The sequence below is a fragment of the Fictibacillus nanhaiensis genome, from assembly GCF_042686385.1.
Classification (GTDB): Bacteria; Bacillota; Bacilli; order Bacillales; family Fictibacillaceae; genus Fictibacillus; species Fictibacillus nanhaiensis.
On the sequence record NZ_JBHUPF010000006.1, the window covers coordinates 2,199,745 to 2,221,866 of the forward strand.

Genomic DNA, 22,122 nt, shown 5'->3' on the forward strand with positions numbered 1-22,122 from the left:
TCGGAGTTTTTTGTGCATTTTTAAGATGTATGGTTATAAATTTCTGCATAGATCTTATCATCAAATTCTTCAGGAGCTCCGTCAAAAAAGAGTTTTCCGTCCTTAAGCGCAATGATTCTTGTCGCAAATTTTTTAGCGAGACAGACATCGTGTACGTTAATGATGGAAACAAGATTTCTTTTCACATGAGTTTCTTTTAGTAAATGAAATATCCGATCAGCCGTTCCAGGATCTAAACTTGCAACAGGTTCGTCCCCTAAGAATACTTTCGGGTTTTGCACAAGCGCTCGAGCGATCGCCACTCTTTGTTTTTGCCCGCCGCTTAACTTCTCCACTCGTCTTGTTGGTTCAACCGTTAGTTCTACTTGATTTATAGCTTCTAAAGCTTGCAATCGATCGCTGGATTTAAACAATCCTAACAAATTTTCATACGATTTTTTGTATCCAAACAGACCGGTTAAGATGTTCTGAACGACACTCATCCTCGGAATTAAGTTAAAATGCTGAAAGATCATACCTGTTTTACGGCGAACTTCTAGCGTTTCTTTGTGAGTCATCTCACTTAATACCTTATCTTCCCATTTTACATAACCTTCAGTTACAGGCTGTAATCCGTTGATACATCTGATAAACGTTGATTTTCCTGCACCGCTTCTTCCTAAGACACAAACGAACTCCCCTTTTTGGAAAGTTACACTTACATTCGCTAAAGCAGGTTCTCTAGCGCCAGGATACGTGACAGATACATTCTTAAATTCAATCATATGATCACCCTAAATTACCTTTTCCCGAATTTTGCTGCCCATATAATCCACCAAGATGACCATGATCATGATGAGGAGGACGTCAACAGAGACTAATTGATATTGAAATGTTTTAAAATGAATAAACAACTGTTGCCCGATTCCCCCGCCACCGATCAGACCTAAAATGAGTAAAGTTCGAATAGCCACTTCAAATCGGTAGAAAAATTGAGACAGGACATTCGGCCATATTTGTGGTAATACTGCAAAAAGATTTCCTATCCATCTACTCGCACCAACTGCAGACATCGCTTCCATCGGACCCTTATCAGCTGACTCGATCAGCTCTGAAATCAGCTTTCCTAATACCCCAATGTTATGAAATATAATGGCGATAACGGCTGGAAACGGCCCAAGTCCAAGTGTTGTTAAAAGAATTAAACCGAACACAAATTCAGGTACTGATCGTAAAAAGCTAAGCAAGAAACGTGTTACGGAATAGACAAAACGATTTTTACTCGTATTTCGAGCGGCCATAAAGCTTAACGGAAGTGCGATGATCAGACCGAATAAGCTCCCCAAAAATGCGATAGCGATCGTTAATAAACTTTCTTGAAACAGAAATGGCAGACTTTCTGTGTTCATCGGAAACCATTTCGACAGAAAGTCACCCATATTCTGAAAATCTCTGAACTTCGAAAGATCAAACTCCGTTAACTTCATGCTTCCTACTACGAGTAAGCTTAAGCATACTACGATTAAAAATTGGCTCCTCTTAAACCAAACCATGGTTCCCCTCTATTCTTGAATGGTACCCTCTTTAATTGCTGCTTTTCGGATACTCTCGTAATCCTTGTTGTCTGCCTTTGTAAACCCAGTTGCACCAAAGGCATCTAGAATCTCTTTATCTTTAATATCTAAAAAGATCTGTTGAAGTTTCTTCATCGTTTTCTCATCTGTACTCTTAGAAACTGCCCATGGATATTGGAACAATTTCTCTGACTTCCAGATCACTTTAAACTGATCTCCGTCAATTGCTCCTTCTTCGATCAACTTATCATAAATGGCGCTGTCGATCGCACCAACATCCACTTGTTTGTTTTGTACAGCTAGTGCGGTCGCATCATGTGAACCTGTAAACCTCACATTTTTAAAATCACTATCAGATTCACTTCTATAGATGCCCTCATCTTTAAGTTTGATGCTCGGAATTAACGATCCGGAAGTGGAGGATGGATCACCAAAAGCAAACTTTACATTCCTCACATCAGTTACCATATCTTCAAGACTTTCATATTTGCTGTCTTTATGCGAGATCAGATAAGAATAGTAGAACGGTTCACCTTTGATCAATTGTGTTACGATCGCTTTAGCTCCACTCTCTTCATGAGCAACAACATATGTAAGAGGTCCAAAATAAGCCATGTCGATCTTATCATAGTTCATCGCTTCCACTACACCGTTGTAATCTGGATAAGAAGTGATCTTCACTTCACGTTCCATCTTCTCAGTAAGCACTTTCTGAAGCTTATCTAGCGCGCCCTTCATCTCACCTTCCGTTTGGGCTGGAATTACCCCAATCGTAAAGACTTCATCTTTCTTTGAACTCGTATTCTTCTTCTCATCGTTTTTTGTTCCACAAGCTGATAAGAATAGAATCATAGTCAGCAATAGTAAACTAAGTTTTTTCATCATGTTCTCTCCTTTATTCTTATTCATCTTTATATAATTCCATATAAGAGTCTATTTCTTTCTTCAGAGTGTGATCCTCTTTTATGGTTTGATACCCATGTTCACTAAGTTGTTTATACGTGTCACGATCTGTAATAACTTTCTTTATAGAATGATATAATTCTTCTTGAGATTGAAACAACAATCCGTTCATACCATGTTGTATGATGCTTGCGTTTCCGACGTTTTCTCTTGCGATTACAGGTTTTCTGAAACTCATCGCTTCTAACAGTGCTGTCGGTTGCCCTTCTGAAATCGATGTATTCAGTACAACATCTCCCCATTCATAAAGCTTCTTCATTTCACTGAGCTCTACTTCAGGCAGATAATGCAACCATTCATACTTATTTTCTGCCTTCTTCACTCGTTCAAATTCTTCCTCATCTAAGATTGCCCCTACAATTAAAAAGCGGAGTTTAGAGAAATCAGTAGACAACCTAATCAAACTTCTTAATGCAAAAAGAACATCTTTAACTGGACGAATTCCAGCTGGCAGTAATAATTTTGGATAACCCTCTGGTAGAGTGAAGCCTCCGATCGTATGATCAGTAATAGGTAAATAAATACTTTGAGGGATCACATGTATGGACTGATCGCTCAGTTCATACTCTTTTACGAGCAATTGTTTAGCTTGTTGAGTAAAAACAGTAATCGCTTTCGCTTTCCGCAAGAGAGGAAGATACCTTTCTTCATCTTCTTTTAACGAGTGGTTGAGATCAGTACCTCCAGAGGTAACAATATATGGCTTATCCAACGTAATCTTATTTTTATCGGCCCACTGAACGAATCTAGAAAAATGAAGAATATGATATAAATCTGCTTTCTCCATCCAATCAAAAAGGGTAGCATGTACACTTGTCTCTTCATACGAAAAGATAGAAAGGTCAACTTTCTCAGATAATCCATGTTCCAATCGTTTAGCTGTTGTTGAATTTCCACGGTTCTGTTTATAGTATGGTGTAAAAAAGACAACTCTCACATACTACACCCATTTCCTAACAGTAGATTCTCGCATCGTGTATCCTTTTGAGTCCATGCTCTCCAAGATCGGAATCAAAAACTTTCTTGATGTATGAAGAACTGCTTTAGCTTCTTGTACGGTAAATGATGAACCCGTATGGACGCGCAATTGTTCAACCACTGAATCAAATGCTTTCCTGCTCAAAAACACCTCGTCAAAAAGAAAGATCACTTGATCTGTTTTTAGTAAAAAATATTTGAACTCTTGGTAGAGAGCTTCTGGGAGTTGCTGAGCGTTATAGAGGTTCCGCAGATCATCCGGTTCAAGCTGACCTTCTTCTAACAGTGAAAGAACATTCGTCATTCTCTTAGCCCATTTTTCTGGATAATGCGGAGTGAAATGAGATAAATGAACAAATTGATCTGTAATCAAAATGGTCGATTCCCCGATCCATTTTTCAAGAAGGGTGTTAACTATCTTCGGATTTACTTCACTTTGTAAGGATTGAACAATCTCTGCCTTAGGTATACCCTGCCTTAAACTATATTCCTTATGGAAGTTTTGAAGCTTGTTCGTGATGCTAGATTCAATATGCTGGATGGTGGAAACAGAAACTAGATAATTCTGTATTTGTTCCATAGCACCCTCACGCAACAATTCTTCCGTCGTGTGTTGAAATACTTCCTCATCCATTCCAATCGATCTTTTAAGTTCTAATTCTGTCAACGATCCTTCTTTATTAAGCAACTGTAAGATACGTTCACTAGGGGTTCCTTCATGCTTCCTTTTTAATCGTTCGATCGTTTCTGTTCCAAACTTATAAGCCGTTCCGTTTGGGTCGAGAACTTCTCCTCCTCCGATCGTTTCCTCAGGAGAAGGTCGTCTTAAGATGAAACGATCACCTCGTTTCGTAACGATCTCTTGTTCTAATCGAACTTGACAATAGACTTGATCTTCATTGTTTTCAAGTTCATTCCGGTCAAAAAGGACAAGTTTCCCCATCACTTCAGAAGTTCCACAATAAAATTTAATAAGAGAGCGTTGTTTTATTTTCCCTTGCCACCCTTTACCCGTTGATAATACGAGATCAATAGTGTCTGTTGTCGAAAAAACATTCGGTTCTACTAAAGCATGCCCTCTTTTCCAATCACCCTTAGAACCACCTGAAAGGTTTAGTGCTGCTCTTTGACCAGCTCTAGCAGCTTGTACATCTTGTTTATGTACTTGAAGTTTTCGAACCTTCACTTTATCGTTCCCTGGCTGAACAACAAGTTCATCACCTTCCTGCACTTCACCTTCATAGACGGTTCCTCTTACAACAGTACCTTGTCCTTTTACTGAAAAGATGTGGTCGATCGGCATGCGAAAAGCGCCTTGTGAAGATTTAACCGGAGTGTCTTTCAAGAGGTTAATCATTTCACGTTTTAGTTCGTCAATGCCAGCTGAAGAAACACTATCCACGAAATGAATGGGAAAATGTTCAAAAACAGATGAGTTTGTAAGTTCAATAATGTCTTCTTCTACTAACAATCTCATCTCATCGTCAATCATATCTGACTTTGTAACCACGATGATTCCCTTTTCGATGCCTAGGAAGGAAAGAATCTCAAAGTGTTCTCTCGTTTGAGGCATCACACCCTCATCTCCAGCGATTACAAGGAGCACGAGATCGATCCCCGCCACACCAGCGATCATCTGACGGATCAGCTTTTCATGACCCGGTACATCAACGATTGAGGTGTGCAGTTCTTTTGTTAAAGGAAATGGCGCAAAGCCTGGTTCGATCGTGATTTTACGCGCTTTTTCTTCTTTTAGCGTATCCGTGTCGATGCCACTCAATGCTTTTGTGAGCGTCGTTTTCCCATGATCGATGTGCCCTGCCATTCCAATCGTATAATATTTAATCGTCATATGTTTAACCACCTATATGTACATACTCTTCTACACTTTATGAAAAGGAGATGTAAAAAACAAGAATAACGCATTATTCATTGTTGAAAAATAGCGATATTCACCCGAACCATATTATTTCCCAAACCGATATAACTGAATGTATATTTATTCACCTCTGTATACTCACAGGTTATCCACAGAACAAGTTATTCACACTTGTCCACAGGACGAACTGTTATAGTGAAAAAAATAATCTGTTATAATGCCCAGCTGTTATTGTTGAATATTTCCTCTGTTACAGTCGCGCTATACCACCGTTCGACAAATCCACCCTCCCCTACCCTAGAGTAAAGCACAAGTCTTGTCCTATAGGGGTAAAATGCTGTATAATGCAATAGCGAGCTAGAGATTTTACTTGGGGCCAGATGTGTAGCTGGTGCTTGCCTGGGTCTTCAAAACCTTTTGGGAGGCGCGTGCCGTCTCCGGTGGGTTCGATTCCCACATGGTCCCGCCAAAAAATTTATACATATGAGGTGGACGCATTGTCTGGATGGTTCATCACTTTTATCGTGTTATGGTCCGTTTTTTTATTTACCATGTTTGCCATCGGCGGATATTTTATGTTTCGTAAATTTTTAAAACGGTTACCTAAAGAAGATGGAAAATCAATACTAGATTGGCAAGAACATTACATCAACCAAACCATTCATCTATGGACTGACGATCAGAAGAAACTCTTAAACGAATTAGTAGCTCCTGTTCCTGAACTCTTCAGAGATGTAGCGAAAGAAAAGATCGCTGGTAAAATCGGTGAATTAGCATTACAAGAAAAGGCAAGTACAATGTCACAAGATTTAATCATTCGCGGCTATATCATCGCAACACCTAAAAGAGATCACAAATGGCTGATCAAAACTTTAAAAAAGAAAAACATCGATATCAAACCTTATCATTCTTTACTCGCATAAAGAACCCCCTGAATCATGAGATTCAGGGGGTTTTCTTTTTGTTATTGAAGTTTACATCGCAATCTCGTTTTTCTTTTTATTGAATAAAACGAGCATGGCAAGTCTCCACGGAAGAATCATTCCAAACGCAACGATAAAGAATAACGAACTTGTTTCAAAGATCGATATCGTCGAACCAATATACCACTTTAGAGCTAAGCGAATGGCGAACAATCCGATAATGATAAAGATAAAAGCCTTCGATCGGACCAAGTAAACATGATCACCTTTAATCTCAAATTTACTTGTCATGATAAGAAATACGGAAAACATGACACCGACTAAGAATGCCTCCCCTGCTTCCGTCCAGGTGATATGAAAAGCAGGAATCACGAACTGTAGAAAGCCTGTGCTCATAGCCAGTGGAGGAATGATGATCTTTTTGGTCGTAACAGGTTCTCTTGTTTCTTTCATTCGGAAATTAAAAACAATCACTGCCATAACGATGGCAAAGCATGTACTCGCAATAAAAAACACGGTTAGTTCCCTTCCCCTACTTCTTTCTCAATCTTATCTTCTGCAATTGAGAGGATAATGGTCATCGTAACACCGATTACTGTCAAATAAACTCCTAAATCAAAGAGCATCGCTGTAGCAAGCTCTGTTTTCCCTAACAACGGGAGTTGAAAATAGCCAAAACTGTGACTCAAAAACGGAACACCCAAAACAAAGGAACCTGCTCCTGTCAGTATGGCGATCAATAAACCAGCTGCTATCATGTACGTAAAATTAATCGGCAAGATTCTATGTACTGGTTGTAATCCGTAGGAAACATAGAGAAGAAGAAATGCTCCCGCTCCCATCAACCCACCGATAAATCCTCCTCCAGGTGCATTATGTCCCGAAAAAAGCATGTTTATCGAAAAAGCTAGAATAACAAAAACAATAATATTTGTTGTTGTTTTTAAGATAAGGTCATTCGATCGTGAATGCATGATGTATATCCCCTTTCAATGTTACTCTTAAAAACCTTTAAATCCTCCAAACACACGGTTTGTAAGAAACGATGTTAATTGTGTCAGCCAATCAAAGTATAGCAAAATTCCCATGAAGACCATAAGAGTCCCGCCAACTACCATAAACTGACGATTGAACTTTTTGATTACCTTTAGTTTATCCAAAAAGAAGCTTAAAACAAAGAACGGTACAGCAAAACCTAAAACATAGGCGATCATATACGTCATGGATGCTGCCGGATTCGATACCCCTAGCGCGATAACACCTGCTAGAATAGGACCCATACAAGGTGTCCATCCTGCTGCAAAACCGATACCGATCAACACTGAACCCAGATAGCCGGTTGGACGGGATTGAAACCTTACTTTCTTATCTTTCATCAGAAAGGCAGGAGTTATGAATCCTATTACTACTAATCCGAAAAAGATTATAACAATAGCTCCGATCTGTCTTAGCAAAGTTTGATATTGAACGAATAGATCACCGATTATCGTAGTGGATAATCCAAGGAAAAGAAAAATGATCGAAAAACCTATTAAAAAAAATGCAGTATGTAGTAGCGCCGTTTTTTTTAGCATGGCGTTTTCTTCTTTAAGTTCTTGAACAGAGATCCCCGTTATATAAGATAAGAAAGCGGGATACAATGGTAAGCAGCACGGTGAAATAAAGGAGAGCAGCCCAGCTCCAAAAGCAAGCAGAATATTAAGATCGGTCATTTTTTTAGTAAACTCCTTTTACAGTTCTCTCTCTATCTTAAAGGGAATATCCATTTTGTTCAAACATAAAGAAAGACAGCTTTGAAAAAAGCTGTCAGAAATGTTTTATGGTTTTTGTAAATACTCTTCGAGGGTAATGCCCTGCTCGTGGATTTTTTTCGCATGATCCACACCCACATATCGGAGATGCCAAGGTTCATATTGATATCCTGTAATCTCTTCTTTCCCTTTAAGATATCTGATGATGAATCCATACTTATGTGCATTTTCTGCGAGCCATTTTCCTTCTTTCGTCTCACCGAACGCTTCCACCAGTTCAAAGTTTACTTCTTGAGAAGTCACGTCCATCGACAATCCCGTCTGATGTTCACTCTGACCAGGTCTGGAGCTTGTTTTGTTTGCTACTTCTTCTCCTTTTTGCTCAGCATTAAAGGCGAAGATGGACACTTGCGTATCATAAGAGCGATACCCTGATTGCGCGAGCAGCTCTAATCCTTCTTCTTCAGCTGCCTTAAACAATACTTCTAGGGAAAGAGCAGCTTCTTTTCTAAGTTTTTTCTTAGGTAAGTCCTCTTTAAAAGGGAACGGAACATTTGGTGTAACTAAATCCTTCGGTTCATAATTACCAGGTAGATTTCTTTCTTTGTTCGCAACAATTAAAAGATCGTCTAAGTTTTGTACGACCGCTTTTCCGTCACCGGATGCGGTTACCGTTTCTTCTAACCAAGGCAGATCAGTCTCCGCTGAAGGTTGTTCATCCGAATTTTCATTTTTGTTTTCATCATTTGGTTTTTGTGTAGTCTGCTCGTTCGAAATCTGTTTTTCGTTCTCTTCAGAGCTCTCTTCATTAAAGGCAGCATTCCACTTCTTTTCTGCCCAATCAACTGGCTTACATGCCGAAAGGACAACCATGCTGCCGATCAACATTGATGGTAATACATATTTCTTCAAAGCATTCTCATCCTTTTATTCAGTTTGTCTGTACGTGTATGCTATCTTATAATAAAATAATTTGCAAATAAGTCAATGCTTAAACGACATGTTCATATTTTCGAAAAATTATAGTAAAAAACAGGGACATTTTGAATGGAGATTCGAATAAAAGTCTTTTTCATAAACCTTGTTCCAGGCTGAGCTTCTTACGGTACGTGTTTTTATATTTATTACACGTTCACCGGTAAATGGGCTGTTTTCACCTGTGAATGCTCTCTTTCCACCTATGAAACGTTTAGGAGCACCGCTAAGACGCGCATAACCACCTGAGATTACTCCGCGATCACCTAAAAGCTATACACAGACAGTACAAACCATTAAGAAAGACAGCTCTGTATTATGAAGAGCTGTCTTTTCATACGTAAACCCTTTTGTTAATCAACCCACATCGTTCATAGAATCTTTTCCATGTTGTAAAAGGAACATCTTATGATACAACCCTCGTTGTCTTAATAGTTCTTGGTGAGTGCCTCTTTCGACAATTTCACCTTTATGCAAAACGAGGATAAGTTCTGCGTCTTGTATGGTTGATAATCTGTGTGCGATCGCAATGGTCGTTCTGCCGCTGCGCATTTTATGAAGAGCTTCTTGTATCTCTTCTTCCGTCTCTGTATCAATGTTTGCCGTCGCTTCGTCTAGTATCAAGATCTTTGGAGAAAAAGCCATCGTGCGTGCAAAAGAGATCAGCTGTCTTTGCCCACTTGAAAAGGTGGCACCTCTTTCTCCTAACCCTGTCTGATACCCCTCTGGCAATCTTTCGATAAACGGTGCAGCTTGAACAAATCTAGCAGCATTCAATACATCCTCATCTGTAATCGTCTTATCATACAATCTTATGTTCTGCATAATGTCTCCTACAAATAAGAAGGGATCTTGCAGAACGAGACCCATCTTGTTCCTTAACTCTTTGTTTTCAAAGTTAGATAAAGGAACGTCATCGATATAGATATTACCTTTGTTCACTTCATAAAAACGCATCAGCAAATTGATAATCGAGCTCTTACCACTTCCGGTATGACCGACAAGGGCAACCGTTTGACCAGGTTCAGCAGTGAAAGAGATATCTTTTAGAACTTCTTGCTCTCCATCATAAGAAAAGGAAACGTTTTTAAATTGGATCTTTCCTCTTGAAACCGAAGGCATCTCATCCCCTTTTTTTACAGGAGCAAATTCTACTTCATCCATGACTGTAAATACTCTTCCTGCAGAGACGATCGCTTGCTGAAAGATAGATAGGCGCATCATCATCATATTGACCGGTTCAAAAAAGCGATCTAGATAATTGATAAAAGCATAGATTACACCGATCTCTACAGGTGAATGAAAAGATTTGATGCCAAAAAAAGATAGAATCATCAACAAAGCCAGCATATATACAAGGTCAACAGCAGGTCTTAACAACAAACCGTTATATTTTATGTTTCTGATCTGTGCGTCATTATGGTCTTGATTGATTTTTGCAAACTCTTTTTTAAGTCTTTTTTGCTGGTTGAACACTTGTACGATCGACATTCCTTGAAGAGATTCGTTCAATTTAGCGTTCAACTGGCTAAGTTTCTCTCTCATATCATAGAACGAACGTGAACTGTATTTACGGTACAACCACATGATCAAAACGATGAACGGGAGAATCCCTAAACAGAATAAAGCGAGTTTTACATTCAAATAGAACATGAATCCAAAGATACCAAATAAAAATACGATATTTTGAACAAACGTTGAGAGTACACTTACATAAAGATCTTTTACTGCTTCTGTATCGTTTGTAATTCTTGAAACTAAGCTCCCGACTGGTGTTCGATCAAAGAATTTTAATCCTAATGAATGTACCTTTGAAAACACTTGAATTCTCAGTGTTTGAATGATATCTAGAGCAACCGCTTGAAACAGAACAAATTGTATGTAGTTTACAACTGCTGAGATGACGATTAATCCGATATATCCAGAAGCAAGCATCACCAAAGCTTTTTGTTCAAAATTGCGAGGTGTGACAAAATCATCGATGAACGTTTTAACAAGGATTGGACCCGTTAATTCAGCAGCAGTTGCAACTAATAATAAAAGGAAGGCGAATGCCAAACGTTTCTTGTGTGGTTTTGTATAAGACATGAGTCTTTTAAATACAGACCATTGCTTCATTTGCTGTAATTCATCGAGCGTTGGTTCTTGTTCGGTACTCATTTGATGACACCCCCTTCTGAGATCAACGTTTCCAATGCTTGTTTCTCATATGTTTCTTTGTACCAACCATCCTCGTTCAATAAACTGAAATGTGTACCGCGTTGTACGATCGTTCCGTTTTCCAAAACGATGATTAGATCGCAATGCGCGATCGATGATAGGCGATGTGCTGTAATAATCGTCGTTTGATTTTGGCGTTTACGCTTCAATTGCTGAAGGATGGACTCTTCTGTTTTCGCATCAACAGCAGAGAGAGAGTCATCTAGAATGAGAATTTCTGGATTCTTAATCAATGCTCGCGCAATAGAGATCCTTTGTTTTTGTCCCCCTGAAAGTGTAACGCCCCTCTCCCCTACTACTGTTTCATAACCATATTTAAACTGCGTTATATCTTTATGAATTGAGGCCAGTTCTGCTGCTTCTTTTATTTCTGAAAAAGGTGATTCTACCTTAGAAAACGCTATGTTTTCTGCTATAGTTGCTGAGAATAAAAAATGGTCTTGAGGTACATAACCGATCGAGCTTCTTAACGCATGCAATTTATACGCACAGATATCGTGATCATCAATAATAATGTCTTCTGATTTCAATTGATACTCACGTAGCAATAACTTACATAACGTTGTTTTACCACTACCTGTTTTTCCGACAACCCCAAGTGTCTGACCTCGCTTTAATGTAAAATGTATATCATTTAAAACAGGAGTGTCAGCCGTATACGAAAACTTCTTCAACTGAAAAGTGATATCACCTTTAGGGCTATTTTCAATTGAACCATTATCCTCAATCTCTTCCTTTACTGCAAGAAGTGATTCTACGCGATCATAAGAAGCTCTTCCTCGCTCAACAATATTAAACAGCCAACCAAATGCAAGCATCGGCCAGATTAATAAACCAAGATAACTTGTAAAAGAAACAAGTTCTCCTATTGTTAGTTCATTGCGCGTTACAAGAATGGAACCATAACCAACTGCTAAGAAAAAGGAAAAACCAATGATCAGTGAAATCGTAGGATCGAACAAAGAATCAATACGTGCTACAGCCATGTTCTTTTTAACAGCATCACTGGAAAGATTCGAAAAGCTGTCAATATCCTCTTTCTCTTGGCCAAATGCTTTAATCACCCTCGTTCCAGAGATACTTTCTTGCACCTTATCGTTTAGAGTTGAAAATGCTTCTTGCGCACTGTGAAACCTTTTATGTAGCATCGTGCCATATTTGTTCGTTGCCCAAGCCATGATAGGTAAAGGTAGAAGACTTACAAGAGTCAGCTTCCAACTGATCGTAGTAGCCATCGCGATCAATGTGAAACCGCCCATCATCAGAGAATCTACCAAAGTCAAAACACCGTCGCCAGCGGTCTGTTGAATGGCTTGGAGATCGTTTGTAGAATGAGCCATCAAGTCTCCAACACGTCTCTTATGGTAGAATTCTTGTGATTTTTTTGTAAAATGTTCGTACAGTCTATTTCTTAATAACATCGCCAGTTTAACCGCTGAACCAAATATCAAGATTCTCCAGATGTAACGGAGAACATAGATACCTACTGCGATACCGATTAAAACAGCAGCATATCTCCATAAGATCTCTTCAGTTATCGTACCTTCTTCGATATGATCGACAATGAGCCCTACTACTTTCGGAGGTACTAATAACCCTAATGAGACAAATGCCAGCATCACGATTCCGCCTAAATATCGCCACTTTTCTTGTTTAAAATACCACATTAATTGAAGAAAAACCCTCAACGCCCGTTCCCCCTTGTTTGCAAATCAAAACAATTATAGTTTACCAATACATGAAAATTCCGAAAAGAAAAAAGTTTCACAAAAAAAGACCCTAGAATAATGGGTCTTCTATTGAAACTCGGTAATCATATGGTTAGCTTAATAAATGGTCTAGTTGATTCTTTACTTCGGTATACATCTCTTGATAAGATTGACTACTTAGTTTGATACACTCACTATCGTATTTTTGCTCGGCGTAATCATATTTTGGATCATAATAGTTTTCTAGTAAGAGGGCTACAACTTTTTCGTAACGTAACGCCTTTAAGTTGTTTTGAATATCCGCCATGACCGATGGTGGTATTCTCCTTGAAAGCTTATGAATTGCCTCCACAATCTCATCTTTATGCAGAAGTGGCTCGTACACATTACAAATATATTGGACTCGCAAATGAAAAGGTAACTCCACATGAATTCGAACACCACTATATTTACCTTCTAAAAGAAAATCAGGCACGACTGCTCTTCCTATCCGTTTACTCTCTGATTCAATGATAATTGACGAAGAGTTCTCGATTTCTTTTAACCGTTCGTAAAGGCTTGATTCAAATTTCTTTTGAGAAGAAGGGTCTTCTCCAATATTTCCAAAAATCGAACCTTTATGTCCTGCCATCTCTTCCAAGTTTAATACAGGATATCCCTCTTCTTGTAGTTCTTTTAATAGTTTCGTTTTCATCGTACCGGTGTGACCTTCGAGTACGATGATGTTCCTAGGTTCTGCAACCATCTTCCTAAAGGCAGATTCAATCCTCTTTCGATAGGAACGTATGCCACCATCTAACTGTAAAGTATCCATACCCATCATGTTCATCGTTTGAGCAATACTTTGCGAACGAAATCCACCTCGTGCACAATAGATGACCACCTTTTTTTCTGGATGTTCTTTACTTTTTGTATGGATCTCTTTATATATTGACGGAAGTTTTGGAGCGACGACTTGGAGTCCACGTTCCATCGCAGCTTCTTTGCTATCCTGTTTGTAGAGGGTACCGATCTCTGCTCTTTCCTCGTTTGAAAAGATACTCACATTATACGCACCCGGAATATGATATTCTTCAAATTCTTTAGGAGACCTGACATCAAAGAGCAAATAATGATCTGCTTCTATCTCATCTATCGAAATTGTCTTAACTTCACTCACTGCTATCATCCTTTTGTTGATGCACTGCTTTAGCTTCAGCTATTATGATAGAACGAAAACAAGCACCCGATTCTATATCAGGGTGCTTGTCCAACATTACTTCATCTGTTTGTTCATAGCCTGCATCATTTGATTGATTTTCTTTTGCGAAGGCTTTTGACCCATCTGCATCATCATCACACGCAACATATTTTCATTAATCGGTGGATTTTTTTGTAAATAACTCATCATATACTTGCGGGCAATAAAAAATCCGATCGCAACACCTGCAATCAGTGAAAGTGCACACACAAGGATTATCATACCAGTACCCATTGTTAAAACTTCCTCCTTCATGTTGTCTAGAACTAGTTTACTACAAGTTTACCTACACATACAAGATTGAAAGAGAATTAAGTGGCATAGACCATGTTCAATTTAAACGGTGAGAGCCAGCCAAATTTTCTTTCACTATAGTCCATCGCAAGGAAATATGGTTCATATTGGCGTAACGCCTCGAATATCACCGTTTCTGCTTCAAAGTTGCCGATGCTATAAAGATGGATATATTGATCAGTGAGTTCAATCCTCACGATACTATCTTTACAAGTTAAAGAATACGTTTCTCCTTCCAAACGCCATTCATGTTTATCTTTTAAATGGTTCCAGAAGTGTTTTTCTAGCTGAGAAACAGATAATAGAGAGGTTATGTAGCTGATTTGCTTTTGTAAAATGGTTTTTGAAATACCATTTGAGCGCTGTTCTTCGAAAAACAACTGAAAAAGCTTATTTTCCTTGCCATAGTAGGAATGAGCAACTTCTTTTGTGATTAAATAAATATAAAATTCTCTCATGAACAAGCTCCTCTCCGATACTTTTCTAAAAGTATATACAATATACGGAAAAAAGCTTGTCTAAAAAAGTGCGCAAATTATAACTATTTTTGTCGAAACAGTAAGAAAAGGAGGCTTCCTCTTGGAAACCCCCTTTTATAAATCATTATTTATTCAACATGTCTTTAACACGTTTTACGATGTTCTCTGGTGTAAATCCAAATTCTTTTTGGATAACTTCTCCAGGAGCAGATGCACCAAACGTATCGATTGTTAACGTGTCTCCTTCAAGGCCGACATATTTATGCCAACCAAGTGAAGCTCCCATCTCGATCGCTAGACGCTTCGTAATATGTTTAGGAAGTACTGACTCTTTGTAGTCATTATCTTGCTTATCAAAACTTTCCCAAGATGGCATAGAAACGACAGAAGCAGAAATTCCTTCTTTTTGAAGCAGTTCTTGTGCGGCAACTGCAATACTCACTTCAGATCCAGCAGAAAGAAGTAAAACATCCGCATCTGATTCAGCTGGTGAAACTACATAAGCTCCACGCTTAACCCCTTCATATGCCTTCTCTTTTGTGTTCTTTAAGATCGGCAAGTCATGACGGCTTAGTACCAATGCCGTTGGTTGGTTCTTGCTCTCAAGCGCTAACTTCCAAGCTGCATTCGACTCATAACCATCAGCTGGACGAATCAGATTAAGATTAGGCATCGCACGAAGAGAAGCAAGTTGCTCAACTGGTTCATGTGTTGGACCATCTTCTCCTACCATAACACTATCATGTGTTAATACATAGGTAACAGGAAGTCCCATTAGAGCAGATAAACGAATTGCAGGTCTTACGTAATCAGAGAACACGAAGAATGTTCCACCAAACACATTCAGACCACCATGCAGTGCCATTCCGTTTAATGCAGCTCCCATAGCGAACTCACGAACACCAAACCAGATGTTTCGTCCACTATAATCGTTACGGCTGAAGTTATTTTCGCCTTCAATAAGTGTCTTATTAGAACCAGCTAAGTCAGCAGATCCACCAAATAAGGAAGGTACACTCTTAGCTAGAGCATTGATCGCCTTACCTGAAGAAGAACGAGTAGCAATCGCTTTATCATAATCTGGAAGATCTTTATCCCAATTCGCTGGAAGGTTCCCTTTGATCGCATCTTGAAGTTCTTGAGCTAAATCTGGATAAGCTTCTGAATAAGCTTTGAACTGCTTATTCCATTCTTCCTCTTTTCTTTGTCCTTCACTTTTCAGTTGTTCAAAGTGTGATTGTACTTCCTCAGGAACATGGAAATCTTCTTCAAACGTCCATTTGTACGCTTCTTTTGTTAATAAGATTTCTTCTTTTCCAAGTGGTGCACCATGAGAAGCAGATTTACCTGATTTATTTGGTGAACCATGTCCAATCACCGTTTTCACTTCAATAAGTGTCGGCTTATTAAGTTCTTCACGTGCTTCTGCAAGAGCTTTTTCAATCTCTTCTAAATCCGTTCCATCTTCAACATAAAGCACTTGCCATCCATATGCTTCAAATCTATCCTTTACACTTTCAGAGAAAGAGTGGTGAAGGTCTCCATCCAAAGAAATATCGTTTGAATCATAAAGAACGATCATTCTACCTAATGCAAGATGACCTGCAAGTGAAGCAGCTTCAGCAGAAACGCCTTCCATAAGGTCCCCATCACCGCAGATCGAATAAGTAAAGTGATCGATCACTTCATGCCCTTCACGGTTATATTTTGCAGCTAAGTGACGCTCAGCCATAGCCATACCTACTGCCATTGCAATCCCTTGACCAAGTGGACCAGTTGTTGCTTCAACACCAACAGTATGTCCGAATTCAGGGTGACCTGGAGTCTTACTACCCCATTGTCTAAAGTTCTTTAAATCATCAATCGTTAAACCATATCCACTTAAATGAAGCAAGCTGTATAACAACATTGATCCATGCCCCGCTGATAATACAAAACGGTCACGGTTGAACCATTCTGGGTTTGCAGGATTATGGTTCATAAATTTTGACCATAAGCTATATGCCATAGGCGCAGCACCCATCGGCATACCTGGATGCCCTGAGTTTGCTTTTTCTATGCTGTCGATAGAAAGCGTTCTTATCGTATTAATTGCTAATTCATCAATAGTTCGTGACAAAAAAATCATCCCTTCATATGTACTAAACAGTTTTGACTTTCATAATAAACGTTCAAGTGCAATTAGACAAGACAAACACATTATTAACTCTAGTTATTTTACCATCTACACATAAAATCATACAAAAACCGCCTGTATTTCTACAACTTTTTCGTTGTATTACAACAGGCGGTTAGATTCTATTATGCTAGCCCTGGTAAGTGACATGAAAAATAATCCGTACTTTCATCATAATCAAGTTTCATATTCTCCACCAACCATTTTTCTTCGTTTCTTACAAAAAACCGAAGACCATCGACCTCTTGAACGTAGTCATCCTCATCGGGTACTGCAGGCGTTACGCCAAGTGAAAAGCCTCCAGAATCACCACTTCCTGCGTATTTCACGAAAAGTCTTAAAGCCTCAGTCGCTTCTAATGTAATGTCTTTATAAAGGTTCGCTGCTGCACTTGTAATTGAAAAAGTCAAAATATTCTCCCCTTTCAAAGTTGTTATATAACAGTATATACTAATATATATAGATTGCAACAGAAAAAGATGCCTATTTACAGTTGAGTAAACAGGCATCTTTTATTAATGTTTAAGGTTTTTTTTATGATCTTTACTTCTTTTTAATTTTTCTGGTGTTACATCATCACCGTTCGGGTCAACAAAGGTCATACCATGAAGATCCTGAACAAAAGATTTACGGAACACTTGTAAATATTCTTCTCGTAGTTTTTTTTGTTCCGCTTTTTCTGCTGATGTAAGATCGGATTGTTTTGATTTTCTAGACAGTTCATTTATTCGTTGCATTTTATCTTTAGATAACATTTTAAAAACTCCTTTTAAAGCATTCTTCACTCTATCCTACAGCAGAATGAAAGGAATTTCTAGTTATCTGTATTTTCCACATGTTCTTTGTATCTTCTATGTACGGTAGCTTTAGAAACATCGAATCCTAAACCTCTGAGAGTTAAGGCTATATCATGGAAGGTAAGCTTCATGTTCTTTAAACGTACGATTTCAGAGATCGGCACTTCTTTTTTGTCTCTGCCACCTCCGGTTTGATTTTTTAGATTCTTTTGAGGTTTATATCCTTCTTTGACAGCTTTTCTCATGCCTCGCTTAATCTTCATATTATGAAGCTTTCGTTGGTATTCCTCTACAGTTGATACAATATCGAGCACCATTTCGTCCGCTTCCGTTAACGTGTACTCTCCGTTATTAGAAAGGGTATATACTTTAATATTGTATTTGATCAACTGATGAAGGATCGCCATCTTAGCTTTTCCTCTGCCTAAACGAGTATCATCTTGGACAAGAAGGCATTGAAACTCACCATCTCTTGCGAGGTCTAATATGTTTAATAGTTCTTCTCGATCTAAAGAGAATCCACTAGCCTTCTCACGATAACAGTTCACCACTTCAAATTGAAATTGTAGTGCTAACTTCTTAAGTTCCCCTTCTTGTCTTTCTAATGAAGTCATTTGTTCATCTTTATCTGTACTTACTCTGGAGTAAATGATTGCTTTCATTTGTTTAAAACCCGCTTTATTATTTATTGACTGGTATGATTACTTTTTGACCTGGAAAAACCGCTGCAGCGTTTACGCTATTCTTCTTTTCGACCCATTTAATAAACTCCCAATTGGAATAATGATGCTTGGCATTATATTCTTCAGAAAGACTCCACAGTGAGTCTCCTTCCTGTATGGTTACTTCAATATATTGAGCTTCTTGTGAGGCAAGATTTGATAACGTAAAAAATATACCACCTAACAACCCTAAAAATACAATAACATGCATTGTCCCTTGTTTCATTGTGATATCCCCTTTCAACAAACGTTTGTTCGCATCTCTTGTTTTTATAATAACTGGAACGTTTGTTCGGTGTCAACTATTTTTTCGAACTTATGTTTGTATCTCTGAATTCCCCATGATATACTTTTTATAGATAAAAAATTCGGTGAGGTGCTAAAAAATGACTAAGTTATCCAGACGACAGTTGGATATATTGGCTTTCATAAAAGAGGAAGTATCACAAAAAGGGTATCCGCCTTCAGTTCGTGAAATCGGAGAAGCGGTTGGCCTTGCTTCAAGCTCTACAGTTCATGGGCATTTAGCAAGACTTGAAAAAAAGGGGCTTATTAGACGAGATCCTACAAAACCAAGAGCCATTGAAGTATTAGGATTAGAAGATAATATTCCTTCAGTCCGTTCTGTTTCAATTCCTGTTATCGGTAAAGTTACAGCAGGTCTTCCAATTAGCGCGGTTGAAAACGTAGAAGAATACTTTCCATTACCTGAACACGTTGTTGGTGATGAGAACGTCTTCATGTTATCTGTTGTAGGGGATAGTATGATTGAAGCGGGAATTTTCAACAGAGACTTAGTTGTTGTTAAACAACAGCCTACCGCTAACAACGGAGATATTATCGTAGCTATGACCGATGAAGATGAAGCTACGGTAAAACGTTTCTTTAAAGAAAAAAATCATATACGCCTGCAGCCAGAAAATTCATCGATGGAACCGATAATCCTGCAAAGCTGTACGATACTCGGTAAAGTGATTGGTGTATATAGAAGTATTCACTAATTCAAATAAAACATAAAGGCTGTTTTTTAAAGGATTATTGCTTTTATCTTTTTTATTGTCTTCTTTGAACAGTTGGTTGTAGTGTAAGGTGTGAGACTCCTACCCCGCACAAAGCAAGCAACCTAAATTGATATCAACTACTTTCAAAAGCAACAATGAATACGAATACAGCCAACATAAAAGAGAAGCAGCTTAGTAAGATAAGCTGTTTCTCTTTTTATATGTTTATCATCGTTAGTCCCTCTCACCTCTCCCCCTTTGTATGCATAAAGTGTACGGATACCCATACAGGAGGAATGAATCATGTATTATAATCCTTATGAACAAACAAGAAACCAAAATGTTAATACTCAGTATATGACGTTAGTAGATCCGTTCGTTGTGAATCGTTTGCGATCAGTAGTAGGTAAAGATCTAGTCGTAGAAACAACAAAAGATACGATTAGAGGTGTCCTTGTCGATGTACAACCCGATCATATTGCATTAAGTGCTGGTAACGACTCCACTTTTTTTGTTCGTATCCAACAAATTGTATCTATAATGCCTGTTTAATTAAATTTTTCATTTTTTTGAAAAAACAATAAAGCCCTGACAACGAATGTGTCAGGGGTTATTTCATTTTAATACATGCTCATATATTGTTCGCGTTCCCAAGGGTGAACTTGCGTGCGGAACATATCCCACTCGATCTCTTTCGCTTCAATAAAGTGCTCTGTAGCATGTGCTCCAAGAGCTGTTGTAAGAACTTCATTTTTGCTGAATAGAGTTAGAGCTTCTTTTAATGTTGCTGGAAGATCTTTGATACCTTCTGCTTCACGCTCTTCTTTATCCATAACATAGATGTTTCTATCGATTGGTTTTGGAGCGTTTAGCTTGTTCTTGATTCCATCAAGACCAGCTGCAAGCAATACTGCCATAGCAAGATAAGGGTTAGCCGTTGGATCAACGCTTCTTACCTCGATACGCGTGCTGATGCCGCGAGACGCTGGAATACGGATAAGCGGGCTTCTGTTTTGCATAGACCATGCAACATAACAAGGCGCTTCGTAACCAGGTACAAGTCGCTTATAAGAGTTTACAGTCGGGTTCGTGATCGCTGTGAAATCTTGTGCATGCTTTAAGATACCTGCTAAGAAATGCATAGCTGTCTCGCTTAATCCTGTTTCAGATTTCTCATCATAGAACACGTTCTCACCATCTTTGAATAGAGACATGTTCGCATGCATACCTGAACCGTTCACACCGAACAAAGGTTTAGCCATGAATGTAGCATGAAGACCATGTTTACGTGCGATCGTTTTTACAGCTAACTTAAACGTTTGAATGTTATCACATGTGCTCACTGCATCAGCATATTTAAAGTCGATCTCATGCTGACCAGGTGCTACCTCATGGTGCGAAGCTTCGATCTCAAAGCCCATATCTTCAAGTTCTAACACGATATCTCTACGGCAGTTTTCACCTAGATCCGTTGGAGCTAAGTCAAAATAACCACCTTTATCGTTTAGTTCTAGAGTCGGCTCACCCTTCTCATCATTCTTGAATAAGAAGAATTCCGGCTCAGGTCCAATGTTGAAATCAGAGAATCCTAAGTCTTCCATATCTTTTAGTACGCGCTTTAAGATTCCACGTGGATCTCCATCAAACGGATTACCATCAGGCATAAAGATATCACAGATCAAACGTGCAACTTTTCCTTTTTCAGAAGTCCATGGGAAAATCATAAATGTATCTAAATCAGGATAAAGATTCATATCTGACTCTTCAATTCGAACGAATCCTTCAATGGAAGATCCGTCAAACATCATCTTGTTATCTAAAGCTTTTTCAAGCTGACCGATCGGAATCTCTACATTCTTAATAACACCTAATAAATCAGTAAATTGTAGACGGATGAATCTTACGTTTTCTTCTTTTACCATTCTTAAGATATCTTCTTTAGTGTACTTAGACAAATCTTTCTCCTCCTTTAAATATAAAGCGCCTAATTATGGCGATTGTTCACATCGTAAGTATAAACAAATAATCTTTAATGAAAAAACCGGGAAAGTTCTCCTTGAATCAATGAGGTTTTTCCATGTCTGCCAGCATGAATCAATTCCCTTTTTAACCTGCGATGAAGCGCAGATTCGGAAATTTGTTGAACACCTTGCACATTCGGCTGATTCTTAATCAATTCTGCTGCTTGTTCATTCAGTTCAAAGACTCGTTTGATTCCAGCTAAGTTTACGCCTTGTTCAAGAAGTGCTTTGATCTCAAGAAGTTTATCAACATCATTAAATGAAAATAAACGACGGTTCCCTTCAGTACGTGCAGGATGAATAAGATCATGCTCTTCGTAATAACGGATCTGACGAGCTGATAGTTCAGTTAACTGCATGACGATGCTGATGGGGAACAAAGGTAAGTTCCTACGATTCATATCGTTCATATTGCCTACCTCCTCTCAACTTCTTTTTATA

At 38.6% G+C, this 22,122-nt stretch carries 24 protein-coding genes and 1 tRNA gene; 4 read left to right on the forward strand and 21 right to left on the reverse strand.

All coding sequences use genetic code 11. The features are described 5' to 3' along the window. Positions 1-20: 20 nt before the first annotated feature. From phnC to selB, 5 genes are read right to left on the reverse strand one after another with little or no spacing between them, the layout of a single operon-like run. Complete coding sequence (gene phnC / locus ACFS5O_RS14885; protein WP_205726181.1) at positions 21-764, reverse strand: phosphonate ABC transporter ATP-binding protein; 744 nt, start codon at positions 762-764, stop codon at positions 21-23. Between the two features lie 9 nt (positions 765-773). Beyond that, on the reverse strand, positions 774-1,532 hold the full coding sequence (phnE, locus tag ACFS5O_RS14890; RefSeq protein WP_205726180.1) for a phosphonate ABC transporter, permease protein PhnE: 759 nt from the start codon (positions 1,530-1,532) through the stop codon (positions 774-776). Positions 1,533-1,541: 9 nt separating this feature from the next. After that, the gene (phnD, locus tag ACFS5O_RS14895; RefSeq protein WP_205726179.1) at positions 1,542-2,435 is read right to left on the reverse strand and encodes a phosphate/phosphite/phosphonate ABC transporter substrate-binding protein; all 894 of its coding nucleotides are present in this window, start codon (positions 2,433-2,435) and stop codon (positions 1,542-1,544) included. Between the two features lie 19 nt (positions 2,436-2,454). Then, positions 2,455-3,453 (reverse strand): glycosyltransferase, encoded by a 999-nt coding sequence (locus tag ACFS5O_RS14900; RefSeq protein ID WP_205726178.1) that lies wholly within the window; start codon positions 3,451-3,453, stop codon positions 2,455-2,457. A 3-nt stretch (positions 3,454-3,456) separates the two neighbouring features. Beyond that, on the reverse strand, positions 3,457-5,346 hold the full coding sequence (selB, locus tag ACFS5O_RS14905; RefSeq protein WP_205726177.1) for a selenocysteine-specific translation elongation factor: 1,890 nt from the start codon (positions 5,344-5,346) through the stop codon (positions 3,457-3,459). 399 nt (positions 5,347-5,745) lie between these two features. Here selB and ACFS5O_RS14910 point away from each other — a divergent pair. Next, a tRNA-Sec gene (locus tag ACFS5O_RS14910) sits at positions 5,746-5,842 on the forward strand. A 28-nt stretch (positions 5,843-5,870) separates the two neighbouring features. Beyond that, on the forward strand, positions 5,871-6,296 hold the full coding sequence (locus ACFS5O_RS14915) for a DUF2621 domain-containing protein (RefSeq protein WP_205726176.1): 426 nt from the start codon (positions 5,871-5,873) through the stop codon (positions 6,294-6,296). A gap of 51 nt (positions 6,297-6,347) precedes the next feature. Here ACFS5O_RS14915 and ACFS5O_RS14920 read toward each other — a convergent pair whose 3' ends face one another. The 14 genes from ACFS5O_RS14920 to yneA all read right to left on the reverse strand — a co-directional run bounded on the left by ACFS5O_RS14920 (position 6,348) and on the right by yneA (position 18,885). Further along, positions 6,348-6,812 (reverse strand): CcdC family protein, encoded by a 465-nt coding sequence (locus ACFS5O_RS14920; protein ID WP_205726175.1) that lies wholly within the window; start codon positions 6,810-6,812, stop codon positions 6,348-6,350. Between the two features lie 2 nt (positions 6,813-6,814). Beyond that, complete coding sequence (locus tag ACFS5O_RS14925; RefSeq protein WP_260858765.1) at positions 6,815-7,273, reverse strand: Na(+)/H(+) antiporter subunit B; 459 nt, start codon at positions 7,271-7,273, stop codon at positions 6,815-6,817. Between the two features lie 24 nt (positions 7,274-7,297). Further along, positions 7,298-8,008, reverse strand: a complete 711-nt coding sequence (locus ACFS5O_RS14930) for a cytochrome c biogenesis CcdA family protein (protein ID WP_205726174.1) — start codon at positions 8,006-8,008, stop codon at positions 7,298-7,300. Positions 8,009-8,113: 105 nt separating this feature from the next. Next, positions 8,114-8,959: a M15 family metallopeptidase gene (locus ACFS5O_RS14935; protein ID WP_318300208.1), complete on the reverse strand. Its 846-nt coding sequence runs from the start codon at positions 8,957-8,959 to the stop codon at positions 8,114-8,116. Between the two features lie 420 nt (positions 8,960-9,379). Then, positions 9,380-11,182, reverse strand: a complete 1,803-nt coding sequence (locus ACFS5O_RS14940) for an ABC transporter ATP-binding protein (RefSeq protein ID WP_379839338.1) — start codon at positions 11,180-11,182, stop codon at positions 9,380-9,382. Further along, a complete protein-coding gene (locus tag ACFS5O_RS14945) occupies positions 11,179-12,930 on the reverse strand; it encodes an ABC transporter transmembrane domain-containing protein (RefSeq protein WP_205726173.1) in 1,752 nt (583 codons plus the stop codon). The genes ACFS5O_RS14940 and ACFS5O_RS14945 overlap by 4 nt, the downstream gene beginning before the upstream one ends. Positions 12,931-13,063: 133 nt before the next feature. Then, positions 13,064-14,110, reverse strand: a complete 1,047-nt coding sequence (mnmH, locus tag ACFS5O_RS14950) for a tRNA 2-selenouridine(34) synthase MnmH (protein ID WP_205726172.1) — start codon at positions 14,108-14,110, stop codon at positions 13,064-13,066. Between the two features lie 96 nt (positions 14,111-14,206). Further along, positions 14,207-14,425, reverse strand: coding sequence for a YneF family protein (locus ACFS5O_RS14955; RefSeq protein WP_066241071.1), 219 nt, complete (start codon positions 14,423-14,425; stop codon positions 14,207-14,209). 77 nt (positions 14,426-14,502) lie between these two features. Further along, a complete protein-coding gene (gene sirA, locus ACFS5O_RS14960) occupies positions 14,503-14,943 on the reverse strand; it encodes a sporulation inhibitor of replication protein SirA (RefSeq protein WP_205726171.1) in 441 nt (146 codons plus the stop codon). Between the two features lie 145 nt (positions 14,944-15,088). Continuing rightward, on the reverse strand, positions 15,089-17,092 hold the full coding sequence (gene tkt / locus ACFS5O_RS14965) for a transketolase (RefSeq protein WP_379839342.1): 2,004 nt from the start codon (positions 17,090-17,092) through the stop codon (positions 15,089-15,091). A gap of 173 nt (positions 17,093-17,265) precedes the next feature. Next, a complete protein-coding gene (locus tag ACFS5O_RS14970) occupies positions 17,266-17,550 on the reverse strand; it encodes a HesB/YadR/YfhF family protein (protein WP_205726169.1) in 285 nt (94 codons plus the stop codon). 105 nt (positions 17,551-17,655) lie between these two features. Next, a complete protein-coding gene (locus tag ACFS5O_RS14975) occupies positions 17,656-17,895 on the reverse strand; it encodes a DUF896 domain-containing protein (protein WP_205726168.1) in 240 nt (79 codons plus the stop codon). Between the two features lie 59 nt (positions 17,896-17,954). Further along, a complete protein-coding gene (locus ACFS5O_RS14980) occupies positions 17,955-18,599 on the reverse strand; it encodes a YneB family resolvase-like protein (protein WP_205726167.1) in 645 nt (214 codons plus the stop codon). A 19-nt stretch (positions 18,600-18,618) separates the two neighbouring features. Beyond that, complete coding sequence (gene yneA / locus ACFS5O_RS14985; protein WP_066393884.1) at positions 18,619-18,885, reverse strand: cell division suppressor protein YneA; 267 nt, start codon at positions 18,883-18,885, stop codon at positions 18,619-18,621. 160 nt (positions 18,886-19,045) lie between these two features. Between yneA and lexA the strand changes: the two genes are divergently transcribed. After that, complete coding sequence (gene lexA / locus ACFS5O_RS14990) at positions 19,046-19,660, forward strand: transcriptional repressor LexA (protein ID WP_205726166.1); 615 nt, start codon at positions 19,046-19,048, stop codon at positions 19,658-19,660. Positions 19,661-19,963: 303 nt separating this feature from the next. Then, entirely contained in the window at positions 19,964-20,212 is a 249-nt protein-coding gene (locus tag ACFS5O_RS14995; RefSeq protein ID WP_318300207.1) for a DUF2642 domain-containing protein, read from the forward strand. A gap of 68 nt (positions 20,213-20,280) precedes the next feature. Here the strand turns inward: ACFS5O_RS14995 and glnA are convergent, their stop codons facing one another. Next, positions 20,281-21,615 (reverse strand): type I glutamate--ammonia ligase, encoded by a 1,335-nt coding sequence (glnA, locus tag ACFS5O_RS15000; protein WP_205726165.1) that lies wholly within the window; start codon positions 21,613-21,615, stop codon positions 20,281-20,283. A gap of 74 nt (positions 21,616-21,689) precedes the next feature. Continuing rightward, on the reverse strand, positions 21,690-22,091 hold the full coding sequence (locus ACFS5O_RS15005) for a MerR family transcriptional regulator (protein ID WP_066393870.1): 402 nt from the start codon (positions 22,089-22,091) through the stop codon (positions 21,690-21,692). Between the last annotated feature and the right edge of the window lie 31 nt (positions 22,092-22,122).